This is a genomic window from Lactobacillus sp. M0396, from assembly GCF_016101625.1.
GTDB classification, from domain to species: domain Bacteria; phylum Bacillota; class Bacilli; order Lactobacillales; family Lactobacillaceae; genus Lactobacillus; species Lactobacillus huangpiensis.
The window spans coordinates 48,567-63,123 of the sequence record NZ_JACFQE010000005.1; the positions used below are offsets into that span (position 1 = coordinate 48,567).

General features: G+C 36.1%; 12 protein-coding genes and 1 riboswitch. Of the genes, 6 read left to right on the top strand and 6 right to left on the bottom strand.

Annotated elements, in window-relative coordinates; translation table 11 throughout:
* Positions 1–4 precede the first annotated feature (4 nt).
* Positions 5–1,363, bottom strand: coding sequence for an ATP-binding cassette domain-containing protein (locus H3T43_RS06880; protein ID WP_198213500.1), 1,359 nt, complete (start codon positions 1,361–1,363; stop codon positions 5–7).
* A 40-nt stretch (positions 1,364–1,403) separates the two neighbouring features.
* A riboswitch (TPP riboswitch) is annotated at positions 1,404–1,494 on the bottom strand.
* A gap of 139 nt (positions 1,495–1,633) precedes the next feature.
* Between H3T43_RS06880 and H3T43_RS06885 the strand changes: the two genes are divergently transcribed.
* Positions 1,634–2,572, top strand: coding sequence for an AraC family transcriptional regulator (locus tag H3T43_RS06885; RefSeq protein WP_198213502.1), 939 nt, complete (start codon positions 1,634–1,636; stop codon positions 2,570–2,572).
* A 35-nt stretch (positions 2,573–2,607) separates the two neighbouring features.
* Here H3T43_RS06885 and htpX read toward each other — a convergent pair whose 3' ends face one another.
* The 3 genes from htpX to H3T43_RS06900 form a co-directional block, all read right to left on the bottom strand.
* A complete protein-coding gene (htpX, locus tag H3T43_RS06890) occupies positions 2,608–3,504 on the bottom strand; it encodes a zinc metalloprotease HtpX (protein WP_198213504.1) in 897 nt (298 codons plus the stop codon).
* A 17-nt stretch (positions 3,505–3,521) separates the two neighbouring features.
* On the bottom strand, positions 3,522–4,082 hold the full coding sequence (locus H3T43_RS06895; RefSeq protein ID WP_034980895.1) for a LemA family protein: 561 nt from the start codon (positions 4,080–4,082) through the stop codon (positions 3,522–3,524).
* Between the two features lie 109 nt (positions 4,083–4,191).
* The gene (locus tag H3T43_RS06900) at positions 4,192–5,292 is read right to left on the bottom strand and encodes an SLC13 family permease (RefSeq protein ID WP_198213506.1); all 1,101 of its coding nucleotides are present in this window, start codon (positions 5,290–5,292) and stop codon (positions 4,192–4,194) included.
* A 189-nt stretch (positions 5,293–5,481) separates the two neighbouring features.
* Between H3T43_RS06900 and H3T43_RS06905 the strand changes: the two genes are divergently transcribed.
* The 4 genes from H3T43_RS06905 to H3T43_RS06920 all read left to right on the top strand — a co-directional run bounded on the left by H3T43_RS06905 (position 5,482) and on the right by H3T43_RS06920 (position 9,204).
* Positions 5,482–5,841: an iron-sulfur cluster biosynthesis family protein gene (locus tag H3T43_RS06905; RefSeq protein WP_052060344.1), complete on the top strand. Its 360-nt coding sequence runs from the start codon at positions 5,482–5,484 to the stop codon at positions 5,839–5,841.
* A 178-nt stretch (positions 5,842–6,019) separates the two neighbouring features.
* The gene (locus H3T43_RS06910) at positions 6,020–6,160 is read left to right on the top strand and encodes a hypothetical protein (RefSeq protein WP_090094091.1); all 141 of its coding nucleotides are present in this window, start codon (positions 6,020–6,022) and stop codon (positions 6,158–6,160) included.
* A gap of 120 nt (positions 6,161–6,280) precedes the next feature.
* Positions 6,281–7,198: an HNH endonuclease gene (locus H3T43_RS06915; RefSeq protein WP_198213509.1), complete on the top strand. Its 918-nt coding sequence runs from the start codon at positions 6,281–6,283 to the stop codon at positions 7,196–7,198.
* 47 nt (positions 7,199–7,245) lie between these two features.
* Entirely contained in the window at positions 7,246–9,204 is a 1,959-nt protein-coding gene (locus H3T43_RS06920; RefSeq protein WP_198213511.1) for a BspA family leucine-rich repeat surface protein, read from the top strand.
* 102 nt (positions 9,205–9,306) lie between these two features.
* Here the strand turns inward: H3T43_RS06920 and H3T43_RS06925 are convergent, their stop codons facing one another.
* Positions 9,307–10,830, bottom strand: coding sequence for an SLAP domain-containing protein (locus tag H3T43_RS06925; RefSeq protein WP_198213513.1), 1,524 nt, complete (start codon positions 10,828–10,830; stop codon positions 9,307–9,309).
* Between the two features lie 178 nt (positions 10,831–11,008).
* Here H3T43_RS06925 and H3T43_RS06930 point away from each other — a divergent pair, with 178 nt between their 5' ends.
* Positions 11,009–12,850, top strand: coding sequence for a BspA family leucine-rich repeat surface protein (locus H3T43_RS06930; protein WP_198213515.1), 1,842 nt, complete (start codon positions 11,009–11,011; stop codon positions 12,848–12,850).
* A 63-nt stretch (positions 12,851–12,913) separates the two neighbouring features.
* Here H3T43_RS06930 and H3T43_RS06935 read toward each other — a convergent pair whose 3' ends face one another.
* On the bottom strand, positions 12,914–14,434 hold the full coding sequence (locus H3T43_RS06935; RefSeq protein WP_198213516.1) for an SLAP domain-containing protein: 1,521 nt from the start codon (positions 14,432–14,434) through the stop codon (positions 12,914–12,916).
* Between the last annotated feature and the right edge of the window lie 123 nt (positions 14,435–14,557).

Genomic DNA, 14,557 nt, shown 5'->3' on the forward strand with positions numbered 1-14,557 from the left:
CACCTCATTTATTCACATAGGTTAAATGCTGGTCTTTAAAGATGAGGTGATAGTCACACCAATCTGCCAGATTCCTTAGTTCATGACTAATAATTAAAAGCGTTTGACTACGTGCTTTCTGACTTTCTTTTAATAAAGCCATCACCTTGTTAGCAGAGTCCGCATCCAGGCCATTAAGGGGCTCATCAATTAGCAATACATCCTGATCGGAGATCAACATTAGTAAAATTTGCAGTTTCTTTTGTTGTCCGCCAGATAGTGAATAAACCACATGATCGAGCAGTGAATCAAGCTTAAGGGTAGCTAAAGCCTCATTTATTCTGTCATCAGTAAAATAATTATTGGTTCGTTGCTTTTTGCTTAAATTGATTTCATCTGCAACAGAAACGTTGATAAACTGATCGGTCGCATTTTGAAAAATTTGCCCCACTTTAAGGAGATACTTGCGAGCTGATAATTTACTGATTTCCTGATTGTGATAAGTTAGACTGCCTGAATATGGGATCATTTTGGTCAGTGCGTTAAAAAGTGATGTTTTGCCAACCCCGTTTGCTCCAGTAATAAGAGTAGTTTTACCAGAAAAGATATTTAGCTGTTCCTGCTCTAAAAGCAAACGATTTTGTGTAATCTCTGTATTTTTGAGTTTAAAACAAACTTCGTTATTTTCTTCAGGTAAGGCAAAAGTATAAGAAACGAATTCCGTATTTTTTTGCAGCAGTTTTTCTTTTTCACTAGCAGAAAGTTGTACCAAATCTTTACCTTGAAATTGAAACAGGTTATCACAATGTCCTTCATAGTCAGTTAATACATGATCACTTAAAATAATTGTTTTCCCTTGATCGCGCAGATGAGCTAATTTAGCAATTAAGAATTTGCGAGCGGCTGGATCACAGCTGGCAAAGGGTTCATCAAGTAAAAAAAGATCGACATTCATCGCAACAAGTACAGCTAAAGCAACTCTTTGCTGCTCGCCGCCAGACATTGTATTAATTTTTTGATCAAGCAAATAATCAATTTGCGTAAACTGAACAGCTTCATTCAAGCGCTTTGTATACTGCGATTTATTAAGACAAAGATTTTCAAGTGCAAAAATAATTTCTTCTCGCGGTGTTGTCATCGTAAACTGTTCACTGGCATTTTGAAACATCATAGCAGATCTTAATCCGCCTAAATTAACGCTGCCGCTTAATTGGCCCGCAAACTCAGGATATAGATTTGCTAGAATTTTTAATAATGTAGATTTGCCACAGCCGGTTGGACCAACTAACAGTGAAAGTTCACCAGTGGGAATAGTGAGATTAATATCTGTTAATATTTTATTTTGCTTATCATATGAAAAAGTCAGGTTGTTTAATTTAATCAATTTAGTTACCAAAAAAAATCGTCAGGATAAAGCCTGACGACGTAAAATCTTTCGTTTTCCCTTCGCTGGCATTATCCAAAGCAGGTTCGACGGGTCTGTTCTCAGCCTCTAGGGCACCCCGATGTTAAACTTATTATACATAAAAGAAAAATAGATGTCTACATACACAAGTATTCTCTTTAATCTAAATAACAAAATTCTGTTAGTAAGATGAAATTTTGCTATATAATGAATCTATATATTCCAAAATTTGAATAAGAAGGTGAAATAATGGCAGCTGTTAAACTTGAACAATATTTAGCCAGCATTTTGGATTCAACTAAGTCTGACACTAATGAGGTAAGAATCAAGCTCAAAAACGATAATTTTGATTTATTTAGAGCGTTTTTGGAAAATCGTAATACTGGAGTTCATCGCTACCAAACTACAGCTTCAACTATTTTATATGAAGCTCAGGGATCAGTAAAAGCCAGAATCAATGATGAGGATTTCTTGCTTAAAGCCGGCAATATCGTATTTTTACAGAGAAAAAGCGATTATGAAATATTGCGGCAGGGAGAAAACGATATATTAGTTAAGTTAGAATTTGACCATAATTTCAAGATGCTGGATTTTCTCGGAAGCTATTCTGCCATGAGTCATCGTGAAAAAAAAGTGTTTAAGGAAATTACTGACGCTTACAATCAAAGGCGCTTATTATTTTTAAACAGTACGCCTTTGTCTAAATCTGCAAATGCGCTAAAAAAAGTAATTGATGAATATCTTAATCAGGATTTGTATACTCACAATGTTATTTTGGCAGAACTAAACTTGCTTTTAATTGCCGCAATTAGAAATCAAGACTTAGCGACAGGTCCTGTAACTAATCACCAATTTGTTCAAACTGATTTAGAAAATTATATTGATGCGCATTTTACTGACATAACGCTTAATGAGGCAGCCAAACATTTTGGCTTTAATCCTAATTATTTTTCAAGTTTGGTTAAACAAAAAACTGGTAAAAGCTTCGTAGAGCATGTTGATGAAAGGCGTATGCAAGAGGCGCGCAATTTGCTTGCACGACCAGATATTTCCGTAAAAGAAATAATTGCACGGGTAGGTTATAGTGGCAAGTCCTTCTTTTATAAAAAATTCAGTGAATATTATCATGAAACGCCAGTCCAAATGCGAGCTGAATTATTTAGACAGGCAAACATCAACTTAAAATAAAAAGCAACCTTGATTAAAAAGGTTGCTTTATTTTATTACATTTTTTCTAAGCGTTTGATCCTGTCAGCTGTTGGCGGGTGACTGTCAAATAAATGAGCAAAACTGCGTTTTTTGCGTACAGGATCTTCAATATACATGCCAGCACTGCTGGGATCGGCTTTCTTCATTGGCTCAGAACCGTCAATCTTTTCTAAAGCAGAAATTAATCCTTGTGGGTTGCGGGTTAATTCTACTGATGACGCATCAGCCAGATATTCACGATTTCGCGATAATGCCATTTGGGCTAAACTAGCGCAAATAGGTCCCAGAATTAACACAAATACAATAGCCACGATCTTAAAAATGACAACAATAGTGCCACCATTGTCGTTATCGCTGTCGCGATCATCATCAATCCACCAAATATAACGGCTGGCAATACCAGATAAATAAGAAATGACTCCGACTAATACTGCGGCAATAGTAGAAACTAAAATATCATAGTTTCTAATGTGCGAAATCTCATGACCTAAAACGCCTTCCAGTTCCTCCCGATTCATCATGTCCAGCAGACCTTGAGTAACTGCAACAGCAGAGTGGTTGGGATCGCGTCCGGTCGCAAAAGCATTAGGACTGGGATCATTAATAATAAAAACTCGAGGCATTGGTACCCGACCGACCAGTGCCATATCTTGTACAACATGCCACAGTTCCGGATTATCTTGTTCATGGACTTCTTGAGCATGATTAAGACTCATAACCATGTTGGCCGGGTTAGGCAAGACAATTAGCATGTAGATTAGACTAAAAACTACAGCAATGATCAATCCTAGAATAGGCCGGTTGCCAAAAAGATAGCCTAGTCCTGCCCCTACAAGTGCCAAAATAATGACAAATAATCCCATAATCCCAACGGTTTTACGTTTATTGCTGGCAATTTGTTGAAATAACATAAAAACTGACCTGGTATTTAAAATTTAACTTTAGGTACTTCTTTTTCCGATTCATTAGTTTGTAAGTAGTCAACTTTCTTAAAACCGTGAATGTGAGCAACAATATTAGATGGGAAAGTTAACAACTTTTGGTCGTAAAGTGCAGCAGATGAATTGTAAAGTTGTCTCGAATAGGCAATTTTGTTTTCTGTGTTAGTCAATTCTTCTTGCAGTTTCAAGAAGTTTTGGTTGGCTTTAAGGTCAGGATAGTTTTCTGATAAGGCAAAAATTGATTTAAGTGCATCAGAAATCTGATTGGAAACTTTTAAAGTTTGAGCGTGATCATCGCTGGGAATATTAGTTAACTGATTACGCAACTGAACAACATTTTCCAATGTTTCTTTTTCATGTTTGGCGTAGCCCTTAGTTGTTTCGACTAGGTTGGGAATCAAGTCGTTACGCCGCTTTAGTTGTACATCAATCTGACTCCAAGATTCATCGGTGTATACTTTGGCTTTTTGTAAACTGTTGTAAACTGTAATATAAAGTGCAATTAATAAAACAACAATAATTACAATTACCCAAGTTAAACTATTCATAGTATTCCTCCTTATATGTATCTCTTAATTATAACTGATTAAGAACCTTTTGAATATAAAAAAGAAGCTTATACTATCTTTCATTAGCAAAGCTTTACTAAATTGTATCTTAAATTAATAAAAGTCCCCAGCCCAAAACGGTTAAAACAATCAGACCAATAAACTGCATTACAGACCATTTCTTAAAAAATTCGGTTCTGGAAACTGTCGCATTTTGGGTAAATGTTTTTAAGACCAGCATATTGGCCATTGAACCGATAGGAGAACCAAAGCCTCCAATGTTAGAACCTAAAAATAGTGCTTCAGCGTAAGGAGTAAACTTACCAACTAAAATAGTCGCAGGCACATTGCTGATAATCTGACTGGAGATAATCGAAGTGAAGTAGGTAGAACTTTCCGAATTGATCATCGTATGAATAATACTGACAATCAGCGGGATCTGTTGAATATCACTAATGAAGATGAAGAAACAGGTAAAGGTTAATAGCAGTGCGAAATCTACTTTAAGTAAAATTCTGGGATTGATTAATAATGCTAAGATAATTGCAACAATCATCGGAATTACCACATTAATGACCTTGAATACCCCTAAGAAAAATAAAGCAAATACTGCTGTAGTAATGATTGTAGGTCTTAAACTGATATTAATCTGTTTAATATCTTGTCTGGGAATTTTTTTACGAGGGATAAAGTAAAAAATAATAAACGTAATGACTAATGCCATTAATAAATAGGGCAAAGACCAGGAAAAAAACTGCAGGGCATTAACAGAATATTTACTGACCAAAAAAATATTGTGGGGATTGCCCCACGGAGTAAAAGCAGCTCCAATATTTGCACCCATACCAATTAAAGTGACAGGTAAAATTTGCGGTAGGTTACATCTTTTGGCAATATTTAAGTACAGGGGAATCAATGTAAGCGCTGTTATATCATTGCCGAGAAACATTCCAGCAATAATCGCTAGAAGCGTAAACAAGATGTTTAATTTCTGCATATTGTCGGCAATACTGGTCAGTTTATACGCCAGCACGTCCAGAACGTGCAAGTAAGCGTATATTTGAATAATGATTAGCATCGCGGCGACTGAAAAAATAGTATGTAAGTTAATATCCTCAAGCCGCGGTCTAGCAAAAAAAAGACTGATAATCGTTATTACAAAAGTAATCTGCAGGATTTTATCACTAAACACCTTTTTCAAGACGGTCATAAAATGTCCCCTTTCACAAGTTATAATCATCTATAATCGCTATATACATTTTGACCTTTTTTTCTGTTATACGCAATAATAAATTTTTCATGGTGAAAAGCACTTTTACTATAAACATAATTTTTGACACTATAACTTAATATATCCTATACTTGAGAAAATTGCTAAGGATTAGGAGGAAATATTAAAATGAGTAATTCCGAATCAGTTAAAATGAATGTTAAATCAGGTGCTGCTGATAAAATCAAAAAAAGTGTTAAAGATGGACAGGTTGTTTTATTGTCACTAAACGATGGTTCTAACAAGTACTCTAATATTGCTGGCAGCTGTGCGGCTGGTACTCGTTTTCAATTTGTAGTCTTGGATCAGAAAGACCCAGATTTTTCAATTAATGTTGAAAATAATATTGGCTTAGACTTATATACCAGTCCAGCAGAAATGCAATATTTAGGCAACGATTTAGTAGTAGATGAAAAAAATGCAGCTATCAGTTTGGCAGACGATAGTGGCGTAATTGATGCTGCCATGACAGTTAGTGAAAATAATTAGTTCATTTAACTAATAATATGTGCTCAAAAATAACTTTATTTTATAGCGTTCCATTATGGAACGCTTTTTATTTTAAATGGTAAAACGTATGACTCAATATCAGCAAATCTTGCTTCAAAAAGTCCTAAGTGTTAAACTATATAAGATTTTCGAAAATCTTGAAAGGAAGTATAGTACTATGCGTAAAGGTGAAAATTACAACACTGGTTGTGAACCAAACCAAAGACCTAAGAACAAGAAGAACGGCAAGAAACGTGTTGCGCACGTGGCAGCAGTTGTTGCTTTCTTGAACAAGGCCAAAGCAGACGAAAATAAATAGTTTGTTTTTAAATAAGACTAAAGGGTGGATGAAACTTTCGTCCGCCTTTTTTTATTGCTCTAAATTGAGTAGAATTAGATTAATGATACATACATTTTGCTCTAAGGAGAATATTTAAAAGTGAAGTTTCAATGCAGTGCGTGTGGATTGCGTATAAATGCCAAACATTTTAAACAAACGGGTCTGATTAATCCTAAACTGACCAGTATTTGCGATCTATGCATTCAAAGAGGAGAAAAGCCGGAAGACTTTGCCAATATTGCGGTTAATGTTTTTGCGCAATGCTTATTGTTTACTTTTGTAGGAAAAGATGAAGTCGCAGATAATTCAACATTTTTGGTTGCTAAAAATGACATGCGTAAGCGCTATGAGGCTTTTATTCAGGATTATGATGGCAATGAATTAGCCCAGCAACAGCTATCAGCACATGATTTTAATCAGGCAGTAATAGACAGCGAGACAGGTCAAACTGACTTTGTGCCCAGCAGCGAATTTACTTTTGCCGAAAATCTGAGTAAATTAGGATTAACCGTCGACTTTAAACTAAATGAGGTGGATTATATTGACCGTGAGCGCATTCGCGCTAAATACCATTATCGCTGCCAATATTGCGGCAGGCGCGGACGTAGCGTCGATCACAAAGACCCGGTTTCACTTTCACATAATAATGATTTTGACAACCTGATTTTATCCTGCACGGAATGCAATCGCATCAAGTCCAACATGCCGTATAAATTGTTTGTCAGTTTAAATAATGAAATTCCTGAAGTTAACCAAAAACTGGTCAAATATGAAGACGCTCTTGCTACTTTGAAGGGTGAATTTGAGGAAAGACGACGGGAATTAGCAGCTAAAATGCACCTGAAGGGTGTTGTTAATGATCCTGAACTTGACCAGCTCCGTAAGCAAAACAAAAAATTGCAGGATGCAATTGATAGCTTGGAGAGCGATTATAACGACTTGCGTTCTTTACGCGAGCAGCATTTTATGACTGGCTGGAAACTAGCGCAAGTAAACGCAAAAGAAGATATTATTTAACTTTTAAAAGGCTTACAATGAAATTAAGAGGAAAAGGAGGTCAAAAAATGAAGTCAACTAAATTCAAGCAAAATATTTTAGCAAAATTGGGGATCAGTATGGCTGCCATAGTCTTGGGCATGATGAGTGGCGCTAATCTGGTGCAAAATGTTTTGGCAGCTTCTGCAACACCTGCTGCTAAAGATCAAACTGCAAAAATAACACCGAATGCACCCGGTACTAGCAATAATCAGCTGGGCTTTTGGACTGGCACTGATGGCAGCTGCACGTGGCAATATGATGTCCTTACCAATACGCTGACTGTTAGCGGCGCTAAAGGAGCACAATTGTCAAGCACACCTTTTACTAAAGAATTCAAATGGGCTGGAAGTATTGAACATATCGTTTTTGAAAATCCGATTCAAATGGCACCGGACTCAAAAGAAAAATTTGCCAATTTGAGATATTTGTCTGATATTAAGGGCTTAGAGAACGCTGATACCAGTGATGTAACCGATATGTCTGGTTTATTTGCCGGTGATATGAAACTTACTAGTTTAGATATTAGTAATTTTAATACTGATAAAGTTACAGATATGAGTAACATGTTCACCAGTTTAGGTATGGATAATGCTATTGCTACAGCAATAGATTTGAGTAAATTGAATACCGCAAATGTAACCACTATGAACAACATGTTTGCGGCAGCCAATTTTAAAAAGCTGGATTTAAAAAACTTTAATACTAGCAAAGTAACCGATATGGCAAATATGTTTTCCAGTACTAAGGCAGAAACGATTAATGTAGATAGCTTTGATACCAGTAAAGTACAAAATATGAGCGGAATGTTCGATAATTGCATGATTAAACAGCTCGACTGCTCAGGCTTTAATACCAAAAACGTAACGGACATGAGCAGCATGTTTTCTCATAGTGAGAACATAACAACTCTAAACTTGAGCAATTTTAATACTAGTAATGTCCAAAATATGAAAACTATGTTTTTTGGGGATGCAAATTTGACCAGTTTGGATTTGAGTAATTTTGATACTAGTAAAGTAACTAATATGTCAGGCATGTTTTCAAACGATACAGCATTAAAACAACTTAATTTGACGGGCTGGAATACTGCCAATGTTACTGACATGAGCACTATGTTTGCCGGATTAAAGAATATCGTCAGTTTAAATATTAAGCACTTTAATACTAGCAAGGTAACTGATATGTTTAGCATGTTTAACGGTGCTGAAAATTTAACTGATTTTGATATTAGTCATTTTGATACCAGCAAGGTGACTAGCACCAGCTATATGTTTTCTGGTATGAAAAAAATAACCAGCATAGATTTAAGTCATTTTAATACTAAGTCTAATACGACCTTGTTAGGCATGTTTAGTGATGATGACAATTTAAAGACGGTTAATTTGAAAGGCTGGAATACCAAACGGGTCAGGAGTATGAGTCGCATGTTTAAAAACGACCCGCAGCTGGTCAATATTAATTTAAGTCATCTTAAAACTAATAGTCTCACTGAAGCATATGAGATGTTTAAAAATGATCGGAGTCTCAAAACTGTTGATTTACATAATTGGAACACCCGTAAATTAACTGAAGTAAGTGAGATGTTTGCTCAATGTCCTAATCTTACTAAAGTTAATTTACACGGCTGGCACATGCCTAAACTAATTGATTCGACAGATATGTTTATGCAGGACAAGAAATTAGCGGGGGTTGATCTGACTAATTTTAATATTCATAACAGCAGGATTTTAAATCAGGCTGGCAATCCCAAAGGGTTTGCTGTGAAGCTGGGCCACTACCGTTTACGTAAGAGTTCAGGTGTAGGACAAGGATTTAAGCACATTCAAGCTGTAGGCAAAGGAACAATTAGAAAACCGAAAGGCAAAAAATATACTACAAAGCAATTATTTAAGCTGTATAATCACTCTGCCAAAAAGAGCCCTAGAGAAACCTATGTCATGTATAACGGTAAAAAACCACAGTTACCAAAATCATTTTATTTTTGATTTTTAGTAAAATAAAAGGATTAGCTCATTGGTGTGATCTAATTTTTGGGTTCACATCACATTTCAGAACTAATCCTTTTTAGTTTGTCTTTTTAGTAAACTTTAGGCAAATTCAGGGAAGTTTAAAGTTTTTATTTGTGTTTTAGTGGTTTTTAACAGCCAGATTGCCTGATCTACTTGTGCCAGTGTCGCTTTGCTCGACCGTAAGACAACAGCAGCATTAGCTAAAGCATAGTCATAGCTCTGCATAAGTGCATCATAATGGACACTCTCGTTAATAGTTTGCTGTCCAGAGTCAAAGTCTTTCTGGAGCTTCACTTTATCGCTGTCGGTTGCTACTTTTTGTTTCTGCTCAGCTGCTAATGAAGTGTTTACAGGAGAAAGTTTTATGCCCCAGCTAAATTTCACATCACTTGCTTTGACGAAACTGTTAGCTGCTATTATTTTTTCACTGGTGGTTAGAGTGATTGGACCATATTTTTTGTCAGTCGCTGGAGCCTTAAGTTGTGTGCCATCATTGTTGATAAGGGCTTTTCTGTCTAAATTGTTACTCAGAAGGTGATAATACAACTCCGCTTTGTTTGTAGCCGCATTCCAAATATAGAATAAGCCGTCAACATTAAAATCAGACTGCTTTGCAGTATTAAAACTAATCCCAACGGGTTTTCCTGTGGCGTCATAGAGCTTAACGTTTGCAGTAGTCTTTGCAGTAACAAAACTATAGGTTAAATCAGAGTAGTCGGTAGTTGGTAAGTAATTTCTCAGGTTGATACAGTTTTCATCTATGTATTCATCATGATGATTATGCAGGCGGAAAATATAGCCTTCAAAATCTTCTGCCCAAGGCGTAACGGCTAAGTCAACTTTTATTTTCTGACCCTTTTTTAAAATATGTTTGGTTTTCATTTCGTTTAAAGTCTGAGTAGCTGTCTTTTTGAGAACGATGGCCGTTGTAACCCCATTGTAAGTTAGAGGATAACCATCTAAACTTGCAACATTATAGGCTTTGACATAGCGATTTTTACCAATGGCATAATAATTTTTCCCTTTAATTATTGTAAGAGGAAGGTAGAAAAAGTGCTCATCGTTATCTGATTTAAAGTATTTACTATAATAGTATTTTGGTCTTGACTTAACTTGTTTAACTTTGCCCTGATACTTAACAATAGCGCGCTTAGGTAAAGTGTAACCACTCTTGTTACCGGCTTTAGTATATACAGCTGATTTCTGTAATAAAACCAATTTGCCCTTTTTGCTGTTCTTACCATTGACTTCTTTAATATCCGCCGTACTAATGTAGCAACCATCACCAATATTATAGAATTTTTGTCCATTAATTATTTTGGTGCCGTAATATTGCATAACATCTGCATTAAATCCTGGAATGTACTTATAGCCATTGGCATCATCTTCAGCATAAGGCAGATATTTGTTCTTGTTTTTAATTTTATGACCATATTTATTATAAAGATGGGCATCATAGATTAACGTGATTTTACCCTTTGCGGTCTTTTTACTGCTTTTGGCAGCTGCAACTGTATGTATTTGATTGCAATTTGCTAAAAAAGGTGTGACGACCAATGCCAAAGCCGTAATCGCCAAACAGATTTTTTTGGTAAGTTTCATGATTTACCTCCTTACTAATTCTTTCTACTAAATTTATTATAACCTAATATAGGTGCAGCAATACATGTCTTACAGTAAAAGAATAACAGTCTGGCAAAGTTTAACTTAAGTTTTAAATCATTAATAAGTTTTAAGCAAAAAACCCGTATAATTAGGGTAAGAGAAAAGAGGTATCAAGATGAAGCTTCCAAATTTAATCAAGTTTGAAAAAACTGGGATAGGTATTGCAACAATGGCATTAGGTTTAGTCGTAACGGTGCAAACAAACGTAAATGTTGCTGCTGCAACAGAAACTCATGCTGTTGTCCCAATTAGTGCGACAGGTTTGCCATCTGATGCCGGTCTGTGGACTGGCACTGATGGCAGCTGCACATGGGAATACGACGTTATTAGTAGAACTCTGCGGATTAGTGGCGCGCAAAAGAGCAGTCAATTATCCAGCACACCATTTTTAAAGCAGTTCAAATGGTCTGGCAATATTGAGCATATTGTGTTTGAAACACCAGTTCAAATGGCTCCGAATTCGGCAGAAAAGTTTTCCGGTCTTGAGTATTTGGAGGATATTACGGGCCTCGATAAAGTTGATACTAGTCAAGTGACAAATATGGCTTTGCTTTTTGCTAATGACAAAGCTCTAACTAAAGCTGATGTGAGTCACTTTGATACCAGCCAAGTGACTAGCATGGAACGAATGTTTGATAACACAGCCTTAACAGAAGTAGATTTGACCAGTTTTAATACAAGCAAAGTCACAAATATGAACGGTATGTTTAGAAACAGCCCGATGAAACATCTTAATTTGAAAAGTTTTGCTACCAGCCAAGTGACCGATATGGCAGATATGTTTGCGGATAGCGATGTGGCAGAGCTTGATCTGGCTAATTTTGATACCGGTAATGTCACTAGCATGTCTGGTATGTTTGCTGGAATAAAAGTTCCTGAACTAAATCTTGAGCACTTTAACACTAGTAAAGTTAATAATATGTCAGGTATGTTTTCCGGTACCCAAAATCTGTCAAGTCTTGATTTGAGTAATTTTGATACTAGTCAAGTGACAGATATGGCTGAAATGTTTAGGGGTAGTAATGTTACTCACTTAAATTTGGCTAATTGGAACACCAAAAACGTCACCAGTATGAAAAATATGTTCCAAGGGTGTTCTGACTTAACTAAACTTGACTTAAGCGGCTTTAATACCGGTAATGTTACAGATATGTCTGGTATGTTTGCAAAATTCGCCCATTTGGATCAGCTAAATTTCAGTCACTTTGATACGAGTAAAGTTAAAGATATGAAAGAAATGTTCGCAGACAATCCAGCTGTTACTAGTTTGGATTTAAGCAGTTTTGATACCAGCAACGTTACTAATATGATCTCGCTGTTTTCTGGAGACAGCTCTTTGGCTAAACTCAATTTAACGGGCTGGAATACCAAGAACGTACGCTGGATGAATTCAATGTTCAGTGGCGACAGCAGTCTAAAAGACATTGACTTGAGTCACTTTAATACTGCCAAAGTTACTGATATGCTTAGGATGTTTAAAGGTGCAAAAAGTCTTGAGCAGCTTGACCTGCATACTTGGGATACACGTCAGGTTACAAGGGTCAGCCAAATGTTTATGGACTGTGATAATCTTGTTTTTGTTGATTTGCGTGGCTGGCGGTTACCAAAAATGTATGATTCAACGGAAATGTTTACTAACGATCAGAAGCTAGCTGGAGTTGATTTAAGCCATTTTAATATTCATAATAGTCAGATTTTGAAAAATGCTGGTAATCCTAAAGGATTTGTTGTCAAGCTCGGTCATTACCGCTTACGTAAGAGTTCAGGAGTAGGTCAAGGCTTTAAACATATTCAAGCTGTTGGCAAAGGCACAATTGCCGAGCCTCGGGGCAAAAAATATACGGAAAAACAATTGCTAAAACTGTATAACCATTCGGCTGAAAAAAGTCCTAAAGAAACTTATGTTATGTATAATGGCAAAAAGCCCCAGCTGCCTGAAGGGTTCAATCTCAAATAGATAAGACAAAAAAGGCTAGTTCGTTTTAAGTACGAATTAGCCTTTTGTATTAGTCTAAAAAATTTAATCGCCCTGAGGAACAGACATAGTTGTCAGCTGCTCTTTAGCAGTTTTAACATACCAGACAGCTTCATCAACTTGGGCGATAGTTGCCTTATCAGATCTTATTATGGCAGAGGCATTACTTAAGGAGCTGTCATAATTATTCATTAGATCCGTATCATATTTAGCATTTTGATCTAAATCTTTGCCCTCATTAAAAAGTGCTAGTAATTCTTGCTTGTCAGCAGTCGTTGCAATTCTTTGATCATTTTTGGCCTGCTCAATCGTATTAAGTGCTTTCAGCTTTAACCCGCTGACGTATTTAACATCGCTAACTTTGATAAAGTTATTGCCATAGTTTAATTTTTGGTTATTACTGTGGGTTACTGAGTCTTGATCTGATATCGGATCTGGTTGACTGTCATCAATCACATTAGTATCGCTGTAATTTAGACAGTGATAAAACAGTTCCGCCTTGTTTTTCTCAGGAATCCACAAGTACATTAAGCCATCAACCGTCAGATTACTATGTGTCGGCTTCATGATATGCTTGCCAGTTGCCTTACCGGAAGTATCATAAAGTTCAACACTGTTGCCTGCTAATGGGGTGACATAAGTGTAGACTAAGTCACTGTAATCAATAATAGGCAGGTTCCTTTTCAGTTTAACTTCGTATTCTGAAACATATTCATCTGGGTGATCGTGCAATCTGTATATATAACCCTCAAAGCCATCAATTTCGTATGGAATAACAGTTAAATCAAGTTTAATCTTTTGTCCTTTTTTCAGTTTCCGCTTTGCGGCAGAATAATTTACCGTTGTACTGGAGGTGTTCCTAAGGACAGTCGCTGACGAAACACCATTGTAGCGAGCAATGTGACCATTAATGTAGCCGACATTAGCTGCCTTAATGTAGCGATTATGTCCTAAAGAGTAATAATATTTCCCTTTAATTTTATGAGTAGGTATATATCTGGGCTTGAAGTATCTGTCTAAATCATTAAGATAATAAAAGTATTTGGGTGTTTTAGTAGCAGTCTTAGCTTTTCCTTGATACTTGACAATTGCATCAGTTCTTAATTTCTTACCAGTTGCTTTGCCAGTCTTGGTGTAAATCAATGAATTGTGACTTAATACTAGTTTGCCTTTTTTAATATTATGGCCTTTTACTTCTAAAATATCGGCATTTTTAACGTAATAGTTATGACCAAGGTTGTAAAATTTTTGCCCGTTAATTTTTTTAGTGCCGTAGTAGGAATAACTGGTTCTGCCATCGCTGTATTCATCAATTTCCATGTCAGTAATCACGTAGCCCTTGGAATCAGCGCTAAAACCTTCAGGAACGGTAAAGCCGTGAGAGATATTCAATTTTATTTTATGACCTGCTTGAGTATAAACATAATCGTTTTTAAGTAGCGTAACTTCTCCTTTGGCTTTCTGAGCAGCTTCTACTGTTTGGGAATTGGTGATATTTGGCAATAATGGACTAGCAGTTAATAATAAGGCTGTTAGTCCAATACAAATTTTCTTAAAACGTTTCATATTATGACCTCACAAATTATGATCTTACAAAGATGAGCTTATGTTTAATGTTATCGTAACCCAAAATGAAACTCAAATTTATTTTATCTGGTGAATTTAATGGATTTGCCTGGCTTTCATTAT